Origin of the sequence: Oceanobacter kriegii DSM 6294 (assembly GCF_000422845.1) — a bacterium.
Lineage (GTDB): Bacteria > Pseudomonadota > Gammaproteobacteria > Pseudomonadales > Oceanobacteraceae > Oceanobacter > Oceanobacter kriegii.
Genome location: NZ_KE383931.1, coordinates 140,488 through 161,141, shown reverse-complemented (window position 1 = coordinate 161,141; position 20,654 = coordinate 140,488). Strand labels below are relative to the sequence as shown.

Here is a 20,654-nt window from a genome sequence, read left to right as displayed (position 1 = left end):
GCCCAGGCTCTGCCATTGAAACAATCTGTGGAATGAATTTGAGGAGATTAAGGACCCTCTGAATAACTCGGTGCCCGCTCTGGATGACAGGGCGAAGCTGAATCACGAAGCTGATTTGCAGGCCTGACGGGTCAAGTCAAAAATCAGCGACACAGAGTCAGCACTGCCCTGTCATCCCCGCAGGGCGCGGCCTGTAGGCCGCCAGAACGGTGTTGGCGAATTTGGAAAGGACTTGTCATTCCGCTGCATTCGCCGCCTTGTTCTGACAACCAGCAGGACTCGCGCAGAGCTGTGCAGAGTTATTCAGAGGGTCCTTAATTAATGAATTCGACTGACGCGGCTATCGAGCCCGCCGAAAAATCCCGCGGCGTATTGCTAACGCTGTTTTTGGGCCTCGCGTTGTTGGCTAATCCAGTGTTGGCGGTTGGCTATTTGACCACTCCAGAGACTTATCAGGAGTTTTTCCCTGGTGTGCCTTTGGGTGTGTTCTACGGCATGGGCATGTTGTGTTTGATCAATATTGTACTGGTGGTATTGATTTGGTGCTGGAAGAGAGTAGGGGTGTATGGGTTTTATGCATCCACGGCCGTCGCGTTTATTTTAAACCTGTATCTCGGTGTGGGAGTGGGTGGGGCTATTTCTGGTCTGCTAGGTGCTGTTGTCTTGTTTCTGCTGGTCAGAAAACGCTGGCAGTGGTTTTCCTGATACGTTCGTGTGCTTGATAAAGGCATGACCTCAAAAGAGAAAGCTGAAAGAAGACAGGCTGAGCGTAATACGCGCTCAGCCAGGTATAACCTCACTGCGATCGATAGCCAATTCTGAAGCCACCCCAGTGGCGGCCTTTCACCATGATGGGTACCGACAAGTCGTGCATCACCTCTCCGGTATCGCGCTTGTAGGTTTGCAGCAGCAGTGGGTGAGTGTTTGATCCGCAGCGTGAGCCGGTGCGGTCGTTGAAGATACGTTTGGTGCGGCTATTGATCAGGTCCTGCTCGCGATTGCCGGTTAATGGCTGGCTGTACTTGCGGTTGTGTGTGGGGAAGTAGCCGTTAACGTCTACTGCGCCGGCATAAGCGATGTGCGGGTTGCGCTCCAGAATAGGCTCTTGAATGGCGGGCAATTGGTCGTCGGTAAAGCTGTCATAGCGAGTGTTGTATTTCTTCGGGTCCGTGTTGGCAACGGGCTGATAATTGGTATCGAACAAGTCGTTGAGGTTCATTCGGCCGCTGTCGATGGCTTGCTCGAACAAGGCGCTGATCGCCGCGCTGGCTTGCAGTGCTTCCTGTTTGGCGGCGTCGTGGGACTGGCCTAGTTCGCCATCACCAAAGGCTTCGTAAATCTTTTCGGCTGTTTCAGACAGTTGCAATGACTGATCTGAAATGGACGAAATCTCTCGTTCTGTGTGCTCAAGGCGATTGCTGGTATCGCTGACAATGCGCGAAATTTCCTGAATATGGGCGCTGTTGTCCTGAACGTTGGCGGCTATGGAGCTGACCGTGGTCTGGATAGCTTCCGAGCGGCTGTATATTTCGTGCAGTTTCTCACTGACCGTCTGGGTCATCTTCACGCCTTCGTCGATGACGACCGTCAGTTCCTGGCTGTTGGCGACAGCATCCTTGATGGATGAGTTGATTTGGTTCACGGTGGCGCCAATCTGCTCTGTCGCGCTGGAGGTTTTGGCGGCCAGAGCTCTTACTTCATCAGCAACCACGGCAAAGCCTCGGCCCTGTTCGCCTGCTCGGGCGGCTTCAATGGCGGCATTCAGTGCCAGCAGGTTGGTTTGCTCGGCAATGTCACTGATCACATGGGTAAAGCCCTTGATCTGCTCGGACTTGGATTCCAGTTGTGCAATCAGCTCGGCATTGGCATTAACCCGATCCCGGGTGCCTTCCATTTGAGGAATGGTGTCATCAACGGATTGCTTACCGGATAAATTCAGCGCCTTGGCGTGGTCGGCGGCTTCAGCTGCATCGCGGGTTTGCTCTACCATGGCTTCGATAGCGGCCGAAATTTTCTGTGCCGAATCGACAATGCGGCTGGTGTCTTCGACTTCGGCGTGGATTTTTTCGCGCATCTGGTCGGAGGCAAACGACATTTCAGCGGCGGCAATGGCAATTCGGCCGCCGTGGGATGACAAATCTTGCTTCAGTCGGCGGGTGGATTCCAGCTCGCGAGCGATGGCTTTGGCGTCTTCCGGCAGATCATCCGGAATCGGATCGCCACTTTTCAGGCTAACAAGGGTTTCCAGGTGGTTGTTGCCGTTGCGACCTGTAAGTGTGGTTATGAATACGCTGGCGCCAAGGGCTGCTGCTATGGCGGGTAAATATTCTCCCGACCCGGTGAGGTAAGACAGGCCAGCGCCCACCAAAGCGCCAACAAGGGTTGCGATAAGACTGTTTAGGTACATGTCTGGATGTCCGGAAACCATGATCTAACAAAAAGCGTAGACAATAATCTCCAGGGGTGCGGTGCTGCTGCTGGAATAGGGGACAAAAAGCCCTATTGCTAAAGGTTGTCGGAGCGAGAGCCAGGTACTTATTGATGGTGTAGTGACACGAGCGGGGGCGACAAGATATGCGTACAACAAAACGCAGGATACTAAATTGTCAAAGGAACTTGCAGAACCTGGAGATAAGCAAAGCGCAAAAACGAAAAAACGAAAAAATCAGCAAAACGCTGATACGGGAATAAAATATTGAGAATTCGACGACTGTCGAGAAGAGGTTGGTGCCCAAGGAGAGACTCGAACTCTCACGAGCGTAAGCTCACTGCGACCTGAACACAGCGTGTCTACCAATTCCACCACCTGGGCAATTTTTAGGCTGGTTATTTCCAGCTCGGATTGACTGTTCCGACTCAGTTTTCACCACATTCAACGTGTTGTTGAATAATGGTGCCCAAGGAGAGACTCGAACTCTCACGAGCGTAAGCTCACTGCGACCTGAACACAGCGTGTCTACCAATTCCACCACCTGGGCAATTTTTAGGCTGGTTATTTCCAGCTCGGATTGACTGTTCCGACTCAGTTTTCACCACATTCAACGTGTTGTTGAATAATGGTGCCCAAGGAGAGACTCGAACTCTCACGAGCGTAAGCTCACTGCGACCTGAACACAGCGTGTCTACCAATTCCACCACCTGGGCATTTTTTAACTGGTGTTTTCCAGCTCAGAAGTTTAACTGTTCTGATTCAGTTTCCGCACCATCACCAAGACACTTCTAATAAGAAGCTTGTAAATGGTGCCCAAGGAGAGACTCGAACTCTCACGAGCGTAAGCTCACTGCGACCTGAACACAGCGTGTCTACCAATTCCACCACCTGGGCATTTTTTAACTGGTTGGGTCCAGTCCGGCAAGCCGGTAAATCAAGTGCAAACAACGTTTAAGTTTGGTGCCCAAGGAGAGACTCGAACTCTCACGAGCGTAAGCTCACTGCGACCTGAACACAGCGTGTCTACCAATTCCACCACCTGGGCGTTTGCAACTTGTAACTGACCTCAATCACGATTTGGTACCAGAGGCCGGACTCGAACCGGCACACCCGTTAAGGCGGGGGATTTTGAATCCCCTGCGTCTACCAATTTCGCCACTCTGGCGTGACTGAGTAGCTGTCAGTGGCCGCGTATACTACAGCCGAAATTTCGTCTGTCAAACATTTTTTTCAAGTTATTCCTTAACTTAGCGAAACTTGTTGGGTAATCTTGCTGCTGTATTCGAATGCCTATTGTCACCGCTATCTGTATAGCTGTGCTTCAACTGAATCCCTCTCATGAAAACCAGTGACTTTAATTTTCACCTGCCAGACGAGCTGATTGCCCGTTACCCGGCAGAAGAACGCACGGCATCGAGGTTATTGAAACTCGATGGTCAAACCGGCGCGTTAACAGACAGCACCTTTAAGGACGTTCTGGACTTTGTTCAGCCGGGCGATTTGTTGGTATTCAACAATACCCGCGTGATTCCGGCGCGACTGTTCGGCGAAAAGGAAACCGGCGGCAAGGTAGAGATGCTGGTTGAGCGTTTACTGGGCAACAATGAAGCATTGGCCCATGTAAAAGCCAGCCGCTCTCCAAAAGCCGGCCAGATACTCAAGGTTGCTGGCCATAATGTGGAAGTACTTGGCCGTCAGGGTACGCTGTTCCATTTACGCTTTGACGCCGAGGGCAGTGTGCTGGAGTTGCTGGAGCAAGCGGGTCATATTCCTTTGCCCCACTATATGGAACGTGAAGACAACGACTTCGACCGTGAACGCTATCAAACCGTGTATGCCGAAAAACCCGGTGCCGTCGCGGCACCGACGGCGGGTTTGCATTTTGATGATGCGTTGTTGGATGCGATTCGTGCCAAAGGTGTGAAGACCGAGTTTGTCACCCTGCACGTGGGTGCCGGTACGTTTCAGCCAGTAAAGGTTGACGATGTTACCCAGCATGAAATGCACGCCGAGTACATTGAAGTCAGTGAACAGGTTGCCAACGCCGTAAAACAGACCCGTGCCAATGGCGGTCGTGTGATTGCGGTAGGAACAACCTCGGTACGCAGCCTGGAAAGTGCCAGTACTTCCGGGGTGATCGAGCCATTCCAGGGCGACAGCCGTATCTTTATCTATCCGGGTTACCAATTCCGGTCGGTTGACGCCATGATCACCAACTTCCATTTGCCAGAATCGACCCTGATCATGCTGGTGTCTGCTTTTTGTGGCAAAGAGCACACCATGGCTGCGTATGAGCATGCCGTTGCCGAACAATACCGTTTTTACAGCTATGGCGATGCCATGTTGCTGACCCGTCCACAGACCCCGGATTCCGTACCGGCCTCTGACGACGGTGCTGAGGAGATCCAATGAGTTCTGAAACCAACAAGCCCGCTCTATCTGCCCGCCAATGCATGATGAGCTTCGAGCTGATGACCAGCGACGACAGCAGCCATGCCCGTCGCGGTAAAATTTCCTTTCCACGCGGCGATATCCAGACTCCGGCGTTTATGCCGGTGGGCACTTATGGCTCGGTGAAGGGTCTGAACCCGGATCAGGTTGAAGAGCTGGGTGCCGACATCATTCTTGGTAACACGTTTCACCTGATGCTGCGTCCGGGCACGGAAGTGATCAAACAGCACGGCGATTTGCACGACTTCATCGGCTGGAACAAACCCATTCTGACCGACTCCGGCGGTTTTCAGGTGTTCAGCCTGGGGGATATGCGCAAAATCACCGAAGAAGGGGTGACCTTTCAGTCGCCGGTGAATGGCGACAAGGTGCTGATGACGCCGGAAAGCTCAATGCAGGTTCAGCGTGATCTGGGCTCTGACATTGTGATGATTTTCGACGAGTGCACGCCGTACCCGGCCACTGAAAAAGAAGCTGCGGATTCCATGCGGATGTCGTTGCGTTGGGCGGAGCGTTCCAAGGCCGCGCATGGCGATAATCCGTCGGCGCTGTTTGGCATTATTCAGGGCGGTATGTACGAAGACCTGCGTGACGAATCACTGCAAGGCCTGACCGATATCGGCTTTGATGGCTACGCCATCGGCGGTTTGAGTGTCGGTGAACCAAAGCCGGACATGCTGCGCATTCTGTCTCACACCACGCCGAAAATGCCGCAAGACAAACCTCGTTATCTGATGGGTGTTGGCAAACCGGAAGACCTGGTTGAAGGCGTTCGTCGCGGTGTCGACATGTTCGATTGCGTGATGCCAACCCGTAATGCCCGTAACGGTCATCTGTTTACGTCCACCGGTGTACTGAAAATCCGCAACGCCGCAAACCGTAACGATACCGGGCCAATTGATGCGGAATGTGACTGCTACACCTGTCGCACCTACAGCCGTGCATACCTGTATCACCTTGATAAATGTAGGGAAATTCTGGGTGCAACCTTGAACAGCATTCACAATTTGCACTACTACCAGACCCTCATGGCTGGTTTGCGCCGTTCTCTGGAAGAAGGTACATTTGCGAGCTTTGTAGATGACTTTTATGCCAAGCGTGGCAGAACAACGCCACCTTTGGATGCGCCAGAAAGCCCTGAGCAGAACGTTTGATCAGGCTTGGCCACAGTTTCATAACGTCGTCGTTGATGCGGCGGCGTAAAATAAGTGTCGTGTGCCCGTGATAGGGTAGCCGGGATGTTTTTGGAGAAATAACTAGATGAAAGCTTTGTTCGCTCTGATCGCGATGTCTGTATCCAGCGCTGCGCTGGCTGAAGGTGCTGGTGAAAGCCCAATGGGTGCCATGGGTCAGCTGGTCTTCCTGGGTGGTTTCCTGTTGATCTTCTACTTCCTGCTGTGGCGTCCACAGTCCAAGCGTCAGAAAGAGCACAAGGAACTGATCGGCAACCTGAACAAGGGTGATGAAGTGGTCATGGCTGGCGGTATGCTGGGTCGTGTTACCAAGGTTTCTGAAGACTTCGTTGTTCTGGAAGTAGGCAATGGCATCGAACTGCCAGTGCAGAAAATTGCAGTAACCATGGTGCTGCCAAAAGGCACCATCAAGGACGTTCTGGGTTAATTCCCTTCCACCACAGCCGCAACACGGGTTACGGCTGTGTCTGATCCGAGTATTCACAAGGGCAGGTTATGCTCAACAAATATCCCCTATGGAAAAACCTGCTGATACTGTTTGTATTGGCATTGGCGGCTGTTTATGCAGCGCCGAATCTGTATCCACCCGATCCCGCCATTCAGGTGACTCCAGCGCAAGCTGGCGCGGAAATGTCCCAGAGCGTTGTCAGCAACGTAAACGAAATCCTTCAGCAAAACGGCATCGATGTACTGGCAGACGAAGTCAACGGTAGTACTGCGCTGGTACGTTTGACCTCTTCCGAGCATCAGCTGGCGGCCAAGGATCTGGTACAACGCGAGTTGGGTGACGATTACATTGTTGCACTTAACCTGGCGCCGACGACGCCGGACTGGCTGTTGTCGATGGGCGCAGGCCCGATGACACTGGGTCTCGACCTGAGCGGCGGTGTGCACTTCCTGATGGAAGTGGACATGGAAGATTACATGGCTGGTCGCATCAAGAACTACCGCGAAGAGCTGCGTACCCGCCTGCGTGAAGAAGGCATCAAGTACCGTCGTGTGGTGGTTGAAGGCAACCACATTGACGTTCACTTTGTGGATGCTGCGGTACGCGACGAGGCCGACTCTTTCCTGTCTCGTGAATACCCGGAATTCCTGCGTGAAGACCTTGATGAAAACGACCGTTATCTGGTGCGTTTGTCTGTGACTGAACAGAAAATCAAGGAACTGGAAGACTATGCGCTGAAGCAAAACCTGACCACCCTGCGTAACCGGGTGAATGAGCTGGGTGTTGCCGAGCCGCTGGTGCAGCGTCAGGGCCGCAACCGCATCGTGGTTGAACTGCCGGGCGTACAAGACACGGCCGAAGCCAAGAAGATTCTGGGCAAGGCAGCCAACCTGGAATTCCGTCTGGAAGCCGAGCCAGGTGCTTCTCGCATTACCACTGAAGAATACCCGTTCCGCAGTGACGAGTTCCGCACTGCGCGTCTGCAAAAAACCGTGATCACCACTGGTGACAGCGTGACCAACGCTCAGCCGTCGTTTGATGAAAACGGCATGCCACAGGTGAACATCGACCTCGATTCCAAGGGCGGTGCCATCATGGCGCAGGTAACCCGTAAGGCGATCAAGCGTCGTATGGCGGTATTGTTCGTTGAGCGTAAGCCGAAGACCATTTATGAAATGGTAGACGGCGTTGAACAGCCAAAAACCATTCAGGTGGTGGAGAAGTCCATCATCTCGCTGGCCACCATTCAGAGCCAGCTGGGTTCCTCGTTCCGTATTACCGGTCTGGAATCTGCTGAAGCGTCCGAACTGGCCCTGTTGCTGCGCGCTGGTGCGCTGGCAGCGCCGATGTACTTTGTTGAAGAACGTACTGTTGGCCCAAGCCTGGGTAAAGAGAACATTCAGCAAGGTACCAATTCGGTGATTCTGGGTCTGGCGCTGGTACTGGTGCTGATGACCGTTTACTACCGTGTGTTCGGCCTGATCGCCAACGTGGCGCTGATTGCCAATATCGTGGTACTGATTGCCCTGATGAGTATCGTTGGCGCTACGCTGACGCTGCCGGGCATCGCCGGTATTGTTCTGACCGTCGGTATGGCGGTGGATGCCAACGTGCTGATTTTCTCGCGTATTCGTGAGGAATTGCGTGCGGGTCGCTCACCACAGCAAGCCATTCACGAAGGTTACAACCGCGCCTTTACCACCATTCTGGATGCCAACCTGACCACGCTGATTGTGGCGGTGATTCTGTTTGCGGTCGGTACTGGTCCGGTGAAAGGCTTCGCCGTTACCCTGTCGTTCGGCATCATCACCTCCATGTTCACTGCGATCATGTTGACCCGTGCGCTGACCAACTGGATTTACGGTGGTCGCCGCCTGCAAACCCTGTCCATCGGAGGTAACGTCTGATGAAATTTACCTTCGACTTTATGAAGTATCGCCACTTTGCGCTGCTGTTTTCTGGCGCATTGTTGCTGGCTTCGATAATTTCCCTGTCTGTACAAGGGCTGAACCTGGGCCTCGACTTCACCGGCGGTACGCTGCTGGAAGTTCAATACGAAAAAGCCCAGCCAGTTGAGCAGATTTCATCTGCGCTGGAAGCCGCAGGCTACAAGGACGTCACGGTGCAGACCTTTGGTTCTGAAACCGACATCCTGATGCGTATGTCTGAAGCCTTCCGTGCCGACCTTGGCAATGAGGTTCTGCAAGTGCTGCAACAAGTTGACGCCAGCAACCAGCTGACGCTGATGCGCAGCGAATTTGTGGGTGCCAACGTGGGTGAAGAGCTGCGTGACCAGGGCGGCCTGGCGCTGCTGATGGCATTGGGTGTGGTGATGATCTACGTTGCCGCGCGTTTCCAGTTCAAGTTCTCAGTGGGCTCGGTTGCTGCCTTGTTCCACGACGTGTTGATTACGCTGGGCGTCTTCTCCTTGTTCCAGTTGGAATTCGACCTGACCGTATTGGCGGCCTTGCTGGCGGTGATTGGTTACTCGCTTAACGACACCATCGTTGTGGCTGACCGTATTCGTGAGAACTTCCGTACCATGCGTCACAGTGATGCAGCGGAAATCATGAACAATGCCATCAACAAAACGCTGGACCGTACCCTGATGACGTCCTTCACCACCATTCTGGTGTTGTTGGCGCTGTTGTTTGTGGGCGGTGAGTTGATCCATAACTTTGCCATGGCGTTGACCGTGGGTATTGTGATTGGTACCTACTCATCCATCTATGTTGCCGCGACCCTGTTGATGGCGCTGAATCTGACCCGTGAGGATCTGATTCCGCCAGAGATTGAGGAAGAGATCGACGACCGTCCGTAAGCACCTTGGCAACGGTCGTATCATCACATGCCGCAGCCCTTGGGTTTGCGGCATGTTTGTTTTTGGCGTTCGGTTAATCCGGACGGCCCCCTATTTTGAAAGAGTGTATTCATGCTGAGTTATCTCCATTCCTTTCACGCTGGCAACTTTGCCGATGTTCTGAAGCACTTTGTGCAGGTTGAGGTGCTTGAATACCTGCATCGCAAGGACAAGCCGTTTGTGTACATTGATACCCACTCGGCGGCGGGCATGTATCAGCTGGAGTCGGCAGAATCTGGCAAAAACCGGGAATACCTGACCGGTATTGCCAAACTCGATGCCAAGCAATGGCCGGAATTGGCCAGCTATCTGGCGCTGGTTGAACAGGGGCGGGCAGAGCATGGGGAAACCACCTATCCGGGTTCGCCGTGGTTCGGCTGGCAAATGCTGCGGGAGCAGGATCAAGGCTATCTGTTTGAACTGCATCCTCGGGAATTCGGCAGTCTGGAGCAGCTGACGTATCGCGAGCGCCGCATCAAGGCGCGTAACGAAGACGGTTTTCAGGGGCTGGTGGCCTTGCTACCGACCAAGGCTCGTCGCGGCCTGGTGTTGATTGATCCGCCTTACGAGATCAAAACCGATTATCAGACCGTGGTCGAAACCGTTGAAAAGGCGCACCGACGCATGGCAACGGCAACTTACGCCATCTGGTATCCGGTGGTGGATCGTGACCGCATTGATGAGATGGAGCGGCAGTTCCGCAAAACCGGTATCCGCAATATCCAGATGTTTGAACTGGGCTTGCAGTCAGACACAGAAGGCCGTGGTATGACCTCGTCAGGCATGCTGGTGGTGAATCCGCCGTTTACCCTGATGCAGAAAATGCAGGATGTGCTGCCTCGATTGGCGCAGCATCTGGGCGGCAGCAGCGGCCAATTCCGCTGCGAAACCCTGGTCGAAGAGTAAATCTGCTGTAGAAAGGGCGGTAGTGGGTTATCCGTCTGCTTCGCCCTCGTCGCTGCTCTTGTCTTTTTTCTTTACCTTTTTGCTTTCCGGTTCGGGAGTGGCTTCAGCAAGCGGTGTTTGCTCGGTAATGGCTTTTACCGCCTGATGGCGGATGCGTCGCTCGGCGGAAATGGCGTAAAACTGCTGGCTCAGCTCGTCTACCACGCCGATGCATTGCACCGTATTGCGAGTGCAAATTTCATCGGCAATCACTGCCGGGGCAAAGAAAAACCCGTGCCCCTGACTGCCAAAGGCTTTTAACAGCGCCGAATCGTCAAACTCGCCGGTGATTCTTGGGGTGATGCCAGTGCGGTTGAACCAGCTCAGCAGATCGGTTCTCAGGCCAGAGGCGGTGTCGGTTGGCAGCAGCACGGGCGCATCGGTCAAGCATTGCGGGAAGGGTCTGCGTTGCTGGACGGTATCTGTGTTCGAATCAGCCTCGCTTGCTACGTGGCGCTCAATCAGGTCGGTGGTGGCGAAGCAAGCCAGTCGGCTTTGTCCCAACAGTTGGTTAAAGCAGCGAATGTTCATACCCGGCGGAATAGGGCTATCAGCCAACACCAGATCGAGTCTGTGAACCGCCAATTCCCCAAGCAGTACAGACATTTGCTCTTCGTGGCACACCACCCGCATCTGGCCGGGCAGGTCGAGAGCCGGTAGCAGCAGCCGGTGGGCAATGGACTTGGGTAGGGCATCGACAATGCCGACCCGGAATTCCGTTGGCCGCTCGGTAATGCCCAGATTCATCACTTCCTGCAGCTCGTCGCCTAACTGAAAGATCTGTTTGCAATAATCCATCGCCACGTGGCCGGCGTCGGTCAACTCCAGGCCGCGGCCGGATTTCACAAACAGATTGACGCCCATGTCGTCTTCCAGCAACTTTAGCTGGCCACTGATGGTCTGCGGCGTAACGTTCAGGCGCTCAGCGGCACCCTGGACGCTGCCTTCCGCAGCAACGGCGTGAAAATACTGCAAATGCTTGTAGTTAAGACGTCGCATACTTCGTAAAAACCGAGCTATTGGTGTTAGTTAATTCGAATATTATTTTCGACGACGGCTCCATAAAATAGCAAGCTATTGGAAAACAAATCCTAAGGAGAATATCTATGAGTCGTCCAGACTATCTGAACTCCAAGCCTGCCGAGAGTCGTGTTGACTCTGTTGTGCTGGAGCAGCCACAGAACAGTGCCATTACGGCGGACGGCCGTAAGGTTCTGCGCAATACCTACATGCTGCTGTCCATGACGCTGTTGTTCAGTGCCGCAGTAGCCGGTGTTTCCATGGCCATGAACTTGCCGCACCCGGGTTTCATCCTGACGCTGGTGGGTTACTTTGGTTTGCTGTTTGCGGTTCACAAGACCAAGGACAGCGCGATGGGCATTCTGTCAGTTTTCGCACTGACCGGTTTTATGGGTTACACCCTGGGCCCGATTCTGTCCATGTACGCCAGCATCCCGGGTGGTAGCGGCATCATCATGAACGCTCTGGGTACAACAGGCCTGATCTTCTTCGGTATGTCCGGTTGGGTACTGTCTACTGGTAAAGACCTGTCCGGTTGGGGCAAAACCCTGATGGTCGGCATTATCACCGCCTTCGTGCTGTCGCTGGGTGCTTTCTTCTTTGAAATTCCAGCGCTGGGTCTGGCGGTGTCTGCCCTGTTCGTGATCCTGATGAGTGGTTTGATCGCTTACGAAACCAGCAACATCCTGCATGGTGGCGAAACCAACTACATCATGGCGACCGTGTCGCTGTATGTGTCTCTGTACAACCTGTTCGTTAGCCTGCTGCAAATCTTTGGCGTGCTGGGTAGCGACGAGTAATCGCGTTCTGTTTCTTCTGTGCTCAAGAAGAGATCGCCCCGATGGCCTCGTGTCATCGGGGCTTTTTTATTCTAGGCTCTGAAAAGGGGTTATTTCGGGGTCGTACTATGGGCAAACTGTCGGGCGTGTGCGCTGTACTGTTGTTGCAGATGTGGTCGGTGTCGGCCGTGGCAGAGTGCCGTGACCGTGATGCCAAGGCCGCCGGGGATGCGTTGGCAAAGAGTTATTTCCGGGGCAATCCGACGATTTTTTATCCGGCCAAGGTGTTCAAGCGACATTGGCCCAGCCTGCACAAGGAAGTTGCCAGCTACGTCCAGATTGGAAACTACAAATACAGTATATTTTCGCTGGTGGACCTTGAGTGCAAGGCCCGGTTTATCAAGCGAACCCGGCAAAACGATTAATTCGGTTATTCAGGGGCTTTGCCCGGAAACAGACTCTTTCCACACTACGCCATGTGGCTTTTCTTTCTGCATATGTTTTGTACAAGTGTTATCCGATACACTATGCACATACAAGCCAGTTTCAGGGTGAATTATGAAACGTGTTATCAAATCCGCTGTGTTGGGCGGTGTTCTTCTGGCTTTGACGGGCTGTAGCTCGACCAGTGTTCAGTACTATTCGGACATGACTCCCGAGTTGGACCCGAAGCAATTTTTTGATGGTCGTCTGTGTGCGGACGGCATCGTTAAGGATTATCGTGGCCGCGTCAGTCGCCACTTCTCGGCTCGTATCAATGCCAGCTGGGACAGTGCTGGCGTCGGTACGCTGGACGAGGTGTTCCAGTTCAATGATCGTGTTGAAGGGGATTACGAAAAGCGTATCTGGACTCTGGTGCCGGATGGCACAGGCAGTTATCTGGCTCGGGCCAACGATGTGCCGGAAGCCACCCGGATGCAGTTTGCCGGCAACAGTTTGAACATGGAGTACGTTCTGCATTACCAGACGGGCGAGGGCGATACCGTCAAGCTGAACATGGATGACTGGATGTTTCAGGTAAACAACCGCACCATCGTTAACGAAACCCGCATGAGCAAGTTTGGTTTTACGGTTGGTCGGGTGATTCTGACGATTCGTAAGGCGGGCCATTCCGATATGTGCTTACCGGGCGGGCTGCAGCCTTCCAATATCGAGCGTGTGTCGATGTGATCGGCTTGTTCGAGATCTGAACTTTCGGTTATGACGGATCTGATTCAACATGCTGCCTGCGGGCAGCATGTTTGTTTGTAGAGCTTGCCAAGACGTTCGCTCCGGATAGGATAGCGTTGTTAGGCTTAGCTATCGGATTCTTCGTCCGACTCTTCCTCGTCAAACACCACGCTTTCGCCGTGCTCGCGGGCCCAGGTTTGCAGCATCACCAGCACCCGTTCATCACAGGCCAGTTGCTGATGGAAAAGGGCGTCAGTGGCTTCGCTGATCGATTCACGGTCGGAAATCTCTTCCGAGTAGTCGCCCACTTCCAGGCTCAGTTCGCGGTTACAGGCCTCGTAGATTTTTCCCAGCAGCATTTCTGTGCGTTCTTCTTCCTCGGTCATCAGGTAGGTCTGATCAAGGTCGTTTTCCAGCTCCCGAACGATGGCCCAGGTGGTCTCGCCACGCTGGTAAAGCGTGTCTTGTGAGATGCCGTGAATGTCTTCCAGTGCGTAGTCCCAGTCTTCCCAGCCATCGTCCGGTTGAATCAGCGTAGTTTTGATTCGGCCATCGGCCAGAGACCAGGCGATGGCAATCGGATGCGCTTCCTCTTCGTAGGAGCTTGAATCAATGGCGATGAAATGTGGGTAGGCCACAGCGAACCTCGTATCTGTGTAGAAGAGTCGCGACTGTAAGCGTCCTGCGGCTTGCTTTCAAGCTGTTCAGGTACGAGGCAGAATGTGGCTTCAGAGCGAACGGCCGCACCCCGTTGCTACGGGATGCGGCCAAACGGTCAGGAAGGACGAATGTCGGCAGGTTGATGCAGCAGGGCATCCAGTGTGTCGACCGCTTCTGCCCAGTCTGAGTCTTCGATCAGGGATTCCAGCAAGAACGACTTCTGCGCCCGCGAAAAGCAATCCAGGTCGGTTACCCGGGTCGTGCTGGCCAAGGGCTTTTGGCTTTCAATGAAATGTTCTATGGAGTAATCGTCGCTGGGCAGGCCGAGTTGTTGAAACAGCTGTCCAAGATCGTGGTGTTGGGTTTGCATAACTGTCTCCTGATCAAAGTCTAACGGGAAATCAGATACGCAAACCGGGACATTGTTCCATGCTCTGTCGATAACTGCTTATGGCTACCAGCGCAGTTCTTGCTGTAACGGCGGGTTAAGCATTTCTTTCAGAACCTTGGGCGACTGGCCAAACCAGCGACGGCAGGCGCGGCCAAAATTGGCCTGGTTGTCGTAGCCCAAATCCTCGGCGATTTGCCAGATGGGTCGTTCCTGCTCTTGCAGGCCTTGCAACGCGCGGAAGCTGCGATGTTGTTCTTGCAGGCCGTTGTAGCGGATACCAATCATCGCCAGTTTGCGATTCAGGGTACGGGCGCTGGTTTTGAACGCTTCGGCACAGTCGTCGATGCAAGGCACCAAAGCTTGTTTTTCGATCCAGTTGGAAATGGCTACGCCGAGGTCGTGTTCGCTACCGGGTAATAAAGCCAGTGCCTTGTGGCACTGCTGGCGGGCACGCACGGCAGGAATTGAGCCTTTGCGTTCCGGGTTGCCTGGCAGCGGGTAGCGATTCTCGCTGCTGGCACTGACCCGGCGGTTGGTATCCAGAAAACCCAGCTCCATGAGCCCATGAGTCAGGCGGCTTTCGGTGTATGCCACCAGATACTGATTCAACGGCCGGGCAAGGGCATCAGGCAGGCCGCCCAGTTGCTCGCAGTGGATGGATACGCAGGCATCCTTTTTTTCGATGTGCAGGCGCACGTCGATGCCCGGCAGTGTCAATCGGGCGAAGCGTCCCCACCACGACAACAAATCCGCATCGGTCAGGCTGGCCTGCAAAATCAGGTGCAGGTTTTCCTTGTCGGTGTGGCTGAGTTGGCTGCCGTGCATGCCACCCATGGCGGCGGCATCAATGGCTGCCAGCTGTTGCTGCAGCGAGTGGCACAGCAGTGCGGCACGTGGTTCGGTCGGCCCGGTTTGCATAACCAGGTGAATAAGTCGGTGAATTTCCCTTGGGTCGCGGGAATGCATGTTGTTCAGCCATCCAGATCAATCGTAATTACAGCGGAAAGCAGGCCGTTGGCCTCCTCAAACTGTAAATTACCGCGAAGCTCCATTTCTGACAAATCGGCGCACAGTTCCCGTGACGGGAATGGGAACAGAGTATCAAGATGATGGCTGTCGTCTTGCCAGGCTAATCGCATGATCAGCAGCTGATCCTGTAGCTCCAGTCCAAGGGACAATTGCTCGGCTTTGAGGCCAAGCTGCTGGGCTGGGTACACCACCAATTGGTCGAGAATGTAGTCGATGACGGCGGCGTTACTGGTGATGATCAGGGTTCTTGGGAACTGGCTTCTTACTTTTACCAGCTCATTGCCTAACGCTTGCTCAAGCTGTTTGCGAATGTGCAGCACCAGATCGAACGGTTGTTGGTCGGCCGAGGCGATCAAGGCCAGAGCCCGATGGGCGAGCGTCAGTTGATGGGCCTGATTCTGGCTGTTGTTGTCGCACTGACGACATTGGATAACGGCTTCCGAGGCACTGTTTAGTAAGGCTTCCAGGGTTTCAAAAATGCGCCGGTGCTGCAGTGAAGCCAGCCGTTGGCTGACCCGTGCCTGTTCGCGTTCAACCCGGTTCAGTTTGTTGGTTTTTTCCAGCAGCTCGTGCTGGAAATCCTCACGCTGGCTGCGCAACGAAGCTTCCATACGAGCACTCAGTTCTTGCAGTTGAATGCGGCCGTTCATTTCCGAGGTACGGTCGGAGCAGCAAATAATCACTTCTTCAGGCTGGTTGTTGTGAAAACTGAAGGCATGGAAGCTGATTTCCAGATAGCCATCCTGACCGTTGAACTTGAGTACGCGGAAGTCGCCTCTTACCCGCCGTACGCGGCCTTGCAGCAGCTGATAGATGCGTTCCCGCTGGGTTTCTGCCTGATCACCCTGTATGCGCTCGAGAATGCGGTGCAGCGGGTTTTCCAGCTGGTCCAGCTCGCTCTGGGTAATTCGCAGTTGTTGGCAGAAGTTGCGGTTGATCTCCAGTTTGCCTTCTTTAACGCGATATTTGCCGTAACCCAGTTCGGTGTTTTCAATCGCCATGTTGAGCTGCTCGTGGGTGTAGCTCAGCGCCTGGGTGGCGATTTCCTGCTGTGTGGTATCGCTGACGATGGTTTGTTGCATCCACTCAAAGGCTTCCACCAGGGTATCGAGTTCGTCCTTGCGGGCCTTGCGCCGGTTACGCCGTAAATACGGTTTGTTATCCGGTCGGGCAATGGAGAACGACCGGGCCCAGTTACCCAGATGTTGCAGGTGGCGGGTAATGTGCAAATGAATCAACAGCATCAGCACAATGGCAATAACCAGAGTGGTGATCAGTTGCACCGCCGCCAGCTGCACCCCGTGTTTCAGGACGGTTTGGCGGACGTGGGAAAAACTGCCCTGAATCTCGATTTTGCCCAGATGAATCGATTGGCTGGCGTTGCTGTGAATGAGGTCAAACTGATAGTCGAAGTCGGGCTCCGTCAGGGGCGTACCGGACTCCAGGTCGCCAAAGTCCTTGCTGCGAAGCACGACGTATTCAATGCCTTCAAAATTCAGAAACCCCTGCATTTGGGCCATCAGTTGTTGTTCATCAAAGTTCCAGAGGCTGATGGCCAGGCTGGAGCGGTAACTTTCTTCGAGCCTCGACAAATTGTTGGTGACGTTGGTTTTCCCCTGGTTGTAGTCGAGCGCCAGTATCCACGCCAGCGTCGTCATGGTGATCGTCAGACTGGCGATCAGCAAAGACAGCAGCAGGCGTTGGCCGACTCGGGTACTGAAGGCGGATGTCAGTAACTTCACTGGCAGGGCATTCCTTTTCTGGTGACAACAAGTTGCAAATCAGTAACAAGTCTAGTGGAAGGGCCGAAACATGCGAGGTTGAGCAAGAAAATTTCATGCCAGCGAAGGGGTAAAGATTTGTCCGCTTTGTTCCAACTTGACCTGCCACAAGTTTGGCAGCAGATGCGTAATGGTGCCGGGACGGCGGTTGATTTGGGTCAAAGAGGGGCCGGGTGCAGCCTTTAATCTGGCCACATCTGACAAGCGCACGGTATCTAGGAGTGCATTATGAAAATGTTGAAAACCCTGTTGGCTTCTGCTGTTGTTTTTTCTGCCATGCCAGCCCTGGCGTATGAAGGCGGCGATATCATTGTTAAAGCCGGTGTGATTACGGTTGCTCCAAAGGATGGCAATGCTGACAGCAGTGCACTGGTGCCAGGCAGTGAGCTGGATGCACAGAACGACACTCAGCTTGGTCTGACGGCAATTTACATGGTGTCTCCAAACTTTGGCGTGGAGTTACTGGCCGCCACACCGTTTGAACACGAAGTAGAAGGTGATGGTGGTGCTATCGATGGTGCAACTATTGCGACCTCCAAACAGCTGCCACCAACTGTATCGGCCCAATACTACCCAATGGGTGAAGGCTCCAAATTGCAGCCATATGTTGGCTTGGGTTTGAACTACACCTTCTTCTTTGATGAAAAAGACGACGGGAATCTGGGAACCAACGGCCTGGAGCCAAGCTGGGGTATGGCATACTCCGCCGGTATTGACTACCAACTGGATGAACATTGGCTGGTGAATGCGTCCGTTTGGAAGATGGATATCGACACCAAGATCAAAGGTGGTGCCGCTGACGGACTGGATGTAGAAATCGACCCGCTGGTTTACTTCGTTAGCGCTGGCTACAAGTTCTGATTGCGATTACCCCTCGAATCGCTCTCTACGCTCAAAAAGAAGTATCTGACTGCAGTACCTGAAACAGAAAAGACGGCTCCGGCCGTCTTTTCTGTTTTTCGGAGCTGTTTTTTTTGGTCGCTGTTTCTTGGCTCGACTTGTTGCTGTGAGACTAAAGCGAAGCCTTGGTAATGTCTGATTTCGCTGTCTTCAGGTTGGCTGCCAGCAGTGACACCTGTTGTTTGGACCGCTCTGGACCAGACAGTTTGGAAATGGAAGGCGTTGTTATGGCGAGTGGACTTGCAGTGCTGGAGGCAATGGCGTCGAATAAATCCTGCCCCAATAGAATCCCCATAAACTCCCCTTGAACCTGAATCTCTGAGCCACGCCCTTCGGTGTACTCAATGATGATGTGATCGCCTTTGACCAGTCGACGGTCGAGCATTTTCACCAGACTGTTCATGCGGTCTTCAAGCTCTAATACGGTTTCCCAGTCTTCGTTGATGACGATCTGTTCCAGCAGGCTCATGCCAATGGCACGGCCACTGAGCACGTCGCTGTGAATGGTGAGATTAAGCTGACGCACACCGTGTGTGCGGTCTGATGCTTCAAAATATTGTCCGGTATAGGCTTGTGGTAAGTAGCCAATATCGCGGCTGTGAGTACTGAGCAGTGTGAGTGGTTGGCCGCTAAAAGCCACGTGGGCATGGTTGTCGAGTGGTTGAGCTGCCATGGCAGCATTGGAGAACGCTGAGCAAGTCAGCCAGAATGCCAGAGTTGCGCGCTTCATGTGCTATCCCCCCGAAAGGTATGATCCAGCAGAAATCCATCCTGTCTTTAAACAGTAGTCTGGATGAAATATCGCTGCAACATGCTTTTTCGGGAGCCCGGTTCCTGGCCCGAAATCATCAGTACATGAGTGGGTGTGAGATAGAGAAGTGTTGCGTGAGAACCCAAACGCAATATGGCAGCCAAAGGCTGCCATATTGAGTCAAACTACCGTTGTTGGTCGGCAGGTTGTTACAGACCGACCAGGCGCATGAATTCGCTGCGGGTTGCCTGATTCTGGCGGAAGTCGCCCTGCATAACGGACGTGCGCATCATCGAATTCTGCTTCTGCACACCGCGCATCATCATACACATGTGCTTGGCTTCGATGATCACACCAACACCGCGGCAACCGGTAACCTCGGACACGGCGTCGGCGATTTGTTTGGTCATGTTTTCCTGGATTTGCAGACGGCGTGCAAACAGGTCAACGATGCGAGCAAACTTGGACAAACCCAGTACCTTGCCGTTTGGCAGGTAGCCGATGTGACACTTGCCGATGAACGGCAGCATGTGGTGTTCGCACAAGGAGTAGAACTCAATGCCTTCCACAACCACCATTTCATCATTGTCGCTGCTGAAAATGGCGCCGTTGGTCACCTCTTCCAGATTGCCCTGATAGCCGCTGGTCAGGAACTGCATGGCCTTGGCAGCGCGTTTTGGGGTGTCCAGCAGGCCTTCACGTTGGGTGTCTTCACCAAGTTCGGTCAGCACCTTGCTGTATAGGGATTCGAGTTCAGACATGTTGTTTCCGAAGTTTTTCGATACCTGAGCACTATACTCAATTAATAAATAGTTATACAAGAACTGTATCTTGTATAAGTGTGTTTTGTTTATCAGCCTGTAAAACCGGCTAACGCGGCTGTTCCGGTTGTCAGCTGTTGTTGCTGATCTCGGGGTCAACCCATGGGTTGAATGGCGGATCAATCATGATCTCGTCGCCATCCGGCCAGATTTCTGACAGGTTCAGCTGCCATGTTCTTGCTGGCTCTCCGGCACCTGTGTGGTGAACCCGGAGGCCGCCAGTGGCCGGCTTTTTCGCATTTGCCAACAAATCGGTGACCCGGTTAGCCACGGCCATACCGGAATCTACCCAGCCAATGTCTGGCCACAAGGCACTTAAATCGGCTTTCAGCAGCGGGAAGTGCGTACACCCCAGGACCACCTGGTCGGGCTGATGTTGCGCCAGCCATTCGCCCAGCAGTTGCTGTAGCTGCTTTTGTAGCTGATGCCGCCGGTGTTGTAGTGGCACAGCCGCATGGCTTGCTGAACGGGCGCCGGCCAGCACCGTGTTTTCCGCCAGAGTGACCAGTTCGCTACTACCCAGCCGGGCAACGTGGCAATGGCTGGCATACTGCTCGATCAGGTCATCCGTGTAAGGGCGCCGGACCGTCGCTGCGGTTGCCAATAAGCCGATGCGGCCACTGACAGTGTAGCGGGCAGCAGTCTTGATGGCAGGAACGACACCGACAACCGGTATATCCAGAACCGACCGCAACTGCTCCAACGCCAGGGTACTGGCGGTATTGCAGGCTATCACCAGCAGTTTCGCATCAATTTTTGCACACGCCTGACGACACACCGACACAATACGGCGCCGCAAGGCGTCGTCCTCGCGGATACCGTAAGGAAAAAAAGCAGTGTCCATCAGATAGTGAATCTGGCGGGCAGGCTGTTGTTGGCGTATTTCCCGAGCAACGCTCAGGCCACCAACGCCTGAATCAAACACAAGAATCAACGAGGGTTCCGGCAGGCTTGCGATTTCAGGGGCGGGATACTAGCAGAAAAGGACAGGCTAGGGGCCGCCAGTCGGCTGGTGGCCCCAAAT

Annotated in this window: 20 protein-coding genes and 6 tRNA genes; 11 read left to right on the top strand and 15 right to left on the bottom strand. The window is 53.8% G+C overall.

Translation table 11 applies throughout. The features are described from left to right. Positions 1 to 321: 321 nt before the first annotated feature. Positions 322 to 705 (top strand): hypothetical protein, encoded by a 384-nt coding sequence (locus G516_RS0114055; protein WP_028294178.1) that lies wholly within the window; start codon positions 322 to 324, stop codon positions 703 to 705. A 91-nt stretch (positions 706 to 796) separates the two neighbouring features. On the opposite strand, the gene G516_RS0114050 is transcribed toward G516_RS0114055, so the two are convergent. The 7 genes from G516_RS0114050 to G516_RS0114020 form a co-directional block, all read right to left on the bottom strand. Next, positions 797 to 2,407 carry a methyl-accepting chemotaxis protein gene (locus G516_RS0114050; protein WP_028294177.1) on the bottom strand — a complete coding sequence of 537 codons (1,611 nt, stop codon included), beginning with the start codon at positions 2,405 to 2,407 and terminating at the stop codon, positions 797 to 799. A gap of 318 nt (positions 2,408 to 2,725) precedes the next feature. Next, a tRNA-Leu gene (locus G516_RS0114045) sits at positions 2,726 to 2,812 on the bottom strand. Positions 2,813 to 2,891: 79 nt separating this feature from the next. Continuing rightward, positions 2,892 to 2,978, bottom strand: a tRNA-Leu gene (locus G516_RS0114040). A 79-nt stretch (positions 2,979 to 3,057) separates the two neighbouring features. After that, positions 3,058 to 3,144 (bottom strand) — tRNA-Leu (locus G516_RS0114035). 94 nt (positions 3,145 to 3,238) lie between these two features. Then, positions 3,239 to 3,325, bottom strand: a tRNA-Leu gene (locus G516_RS0114030). A 64-nt stretch (positions 3,326 to 3,389) separates the two neighbouring features. Further along, positions 3,390 to 3,476, bottom strand: a tRNA-Leu gene (locus G516_RS0114025). Positions 3,477 to 3,509: 33 nt separating this feature from the next. Further along, positions 3,510 to 3,596 (bottom strand) — tRNA-Leu (locus tag G516_RS0114020). A gap of 173 nt (positions 3,597 to 3,769) precedes the next feature. On the opposite strand from G516_RS0114020, the gene queA reads away from it, so the two are divergent. From queA to G516_RS0113990, 6 genes are all read left to right on the top strand, one after another. Then, positions 3,770 to 4,843, top strand: coding sequence for a tRNA preQ1(34) S-adenosylmethionine ribosyltransferase-isomerase QueA (gene queA / locus G516_RS22615; protein WP_051219443.1), 1,074 nt, complete (start codon positions 3,770 to 3,772; stop codon positions 4,841 to 4,843). 44 nt (positions 4,844 to 4,887) lie between these two features. Then, on the top strand, positions 4,888 to 6,036 hold the full coding sequence (gene tgt / locus G516_RS0114010) for a tRNA guanosine(34) transglycosylase Tgt (protein ID WP_028294176.1): 1,149 nt from the start codon (positions 4,888 to 4,890) through the stop codon (positions 6,034 to 6,036). Between the two features lie 106 nt (positions 6,037 to 6,142). Beyond that, positions 6,143 to 6,502, top strand: coding sequence for a preprotein translocase subunit YajC (yajC, locus tag G516_RS0114005; protein WP_028294175.1), 360 nt, complete (start codon positions 6,143 to 6,145; stop codon positions 6,500 to 6,502). Between the two features lie 68 nt (positions 6,503 to 6,570). Continuing rightward, entirely contained in the window at positions 6,571 to 8,430 is a 1,860-nt protein-coding gene (gene secD / locus G516_RS0114000; protein WP_028294174.1) for a protein translocase subunit SecD, read from the top strand. Beyond that, positions 8,430 to 9,344 (top strand): protein translocase subunit SecF, encoded by a 915-nt coding sequence (gene secF, locus G516_RS0113995; RefSeq protein ID WP_028294173.1) that lies wholly within the window; start codon positions 8,430 to 8,432, stop codon positions 9,342 to 9,344. The genes secD and secF overlap by 1 nt, the downstream gene beginning before the upstream one ends. Before the next feature lie 111 nt (positions 9,345 to 9,455). Beyond that, entirely contained in the window at positions 9,456 to 10,289 is an 834-nt protein-coding gene (locus tag G516_RS0113990) for a 23S rRNA (adenine(2030)-N(6))-methyltransferase RlmJ (RefSeq protein ID WP_028294172.1), read from the top strand. Positions 10,290 to 10,316: 27 nt separating this feature from the next. Here G516_RS0113990 and nhaR read toward each other — a convergent pair whose 3' ends face one another. Continuing rightward, positions 10,317 to 11,327 carry a transcriptional activator NhaR gene (gene nhaR / locus G516_RS22610; protein WP_084645078.1) on the bottom strand — a complete coding sequence of 337 codons (1,011 nt, stop codon included), beginning with the start codon at positions 11,325 to 11,327 and terminating at the stop codon, positions 10,317 to 10,319. A 107-nt stretch (positions 11,328 to 11,434) separates the two neighbouring features. On the opposite strand from nhaR, the gene G516_RS0113980 reads away from it, so the two are divergent. From G516_RS0113980 to G516_RS22605, 3 genes are all read left to right on the top strand, one after another. Continuing rightward, the gene (locus G516_RS0113980; protein ID WP_084645077.1) at positions 11,435 to 12,148 is read left to right on the top strand and encodes a Bax inhibitor-1/YccA family protein; all 714 of its coding nucleotides are present in this window, start codon (positions 11,435 to 11,437) and stop codon (positions 12,146 to 12,148) included. Between the two features lie 107 nt (positions 12,149 to 12,255). Beyond that, the gene (locus G516_RS0113975; RefSeq protein ID WP_051219442.1) at positions 12,256 to 12,552 is read left to right on the top strand and encodes a hypothetical protein; all 297 of its coding nucleotides are present in this window, start codon (positions 12,256 to 12,258) and stop codon (positions 12,550 to 12,552) included. A 133-nt stretch (positions 12,553 to 12,685) separates the two neighbouring features. Continuing rightward, entirely contained in the window at positions 12,686 to 13,297 is a 612-nt protein-coding gene (locus G516_RS22605; RefSeq protein WP_051219441.1) for a DUF3833 domain-containing protein, read from the top strand. Positions 13,298 to 13,422: 125 nt separating this feature from the next. Here the strand turns inward: G516_RS22605 and G516_RS24015 are convergent, their stop codons facing one another. From G516_RS24015 to G516_RS0113950, 4 genes are all read right to left on the bottom strand, one after another. Continuing rightward, positions 13,423 to 13,935 (bottom strand): hypothetical protein, encoded by a 513-nt coding sequence (locus G516_RS24015; protein WP_051219440.1) that lies wholly within the window; start codon positions 13,933 to 13,935, stop codon positions 13,423 to 13,425. A 137-nt stretch (positions 13,936 to 14,072) separates the two neighbouring features. Continuing rightward, positions 14,073 to 14,327, bottom strand: a complete 255-nt coding sequence (locus tag G516_RS0113960) for a DUF2789 family protein (protein WP_028294169.1) — start codon at positions 14,325 to 14,327, stop codon at positions 14,073 to 14,075. 84 nt (positions 14,328 to 14,411) lie between these two features. After that, on the bottom strand, positions 14,412 to 15,314 hold the full coding sequence (locus G516_RS0113955) for a helix-turn-helix transcriptional regulator (RefSeq protein WP_084645076.1): 903 nt from the start codon (positions 15,312 to 15,314) through the stop codon (positions 14,412 to 14,414). A 5-nt stretch (positions 15,315 to 15,319) separates the two neighbouring features. Further along, the gene (locus tag G516_RS0113950; RefSeq protein ID WP_028294167.1) at positions 15,320 to 17,119 is read right to left on the bottom strand and encodes a hypothetical protein; all 1,800 of its coding nucleotides are present in this window, start codon (positions 17,117 to 17,119) and stop codon (positions 15,320 to 15,322) included. A 267-nt stretch (positions 17,120 to 17,386) separates the two neighbouring features. On the opposite strand from G516_RS0113950, the gene G516_RS0113945 reads away from it, so the two are divergent. Further along, positions 17,387 to 18,019, top strand: coding sequence for an OmpW/AlkL family protein (locus G516_RS0113945; protein WP_028294166.1), 633 nt, complete (start codon positions 17,387 to 17,389; stop codon positions 18,017 to 18,019). 151 nt (positions 18,020 to 18,170) lie between these two features. Here the strand turns inward: G516_RS0113945 and G516_RS0113940 are convergent, their stop codons facing one another. The 3 genes from G516_RS0113940 to murI form a co-directional block, all read right to left on the bottom strand. Continuing rightward, positions 18,171 to 18,788, bottom strand: a complete 618-nt coding sequence (locus G516_RS0113940) for a chalcone isomerase family protein (protein WP_028294165.1) — start codon at positions 18,786 to 18,788, stop codon at positions 18,171 to 18,173. Between the two features lie 230 nt (positions 18,789 to 19,018). Next, on the bottom strand, positions 19,019 to 19,570 hold the full coding sequence (gene folE, locus G516_RS0113935) for a GTP cyclohydrolase I FolE (RefSeq protein WP_028294164.1): 552 nt from the start codon (positions 19,568 to 19,570) through the stop codon (positions 19,019 to 19,021). 130 nt (positions 19,571 to 19,700) lie between these two features. After that, positions 19,701 to 20,555 (bottom strand): glutamate racemase, encoded by an 855-nt coding sequence (gene murI / locus G516_RS22595; protein WP_245582686.1) that lies wholly within the window; start codon positions 20,553 to 20,555, stop codon positions 19,701 to 19,703. Positions 20,556 to 20,654 lie beyond the last annotated feature (99 nt).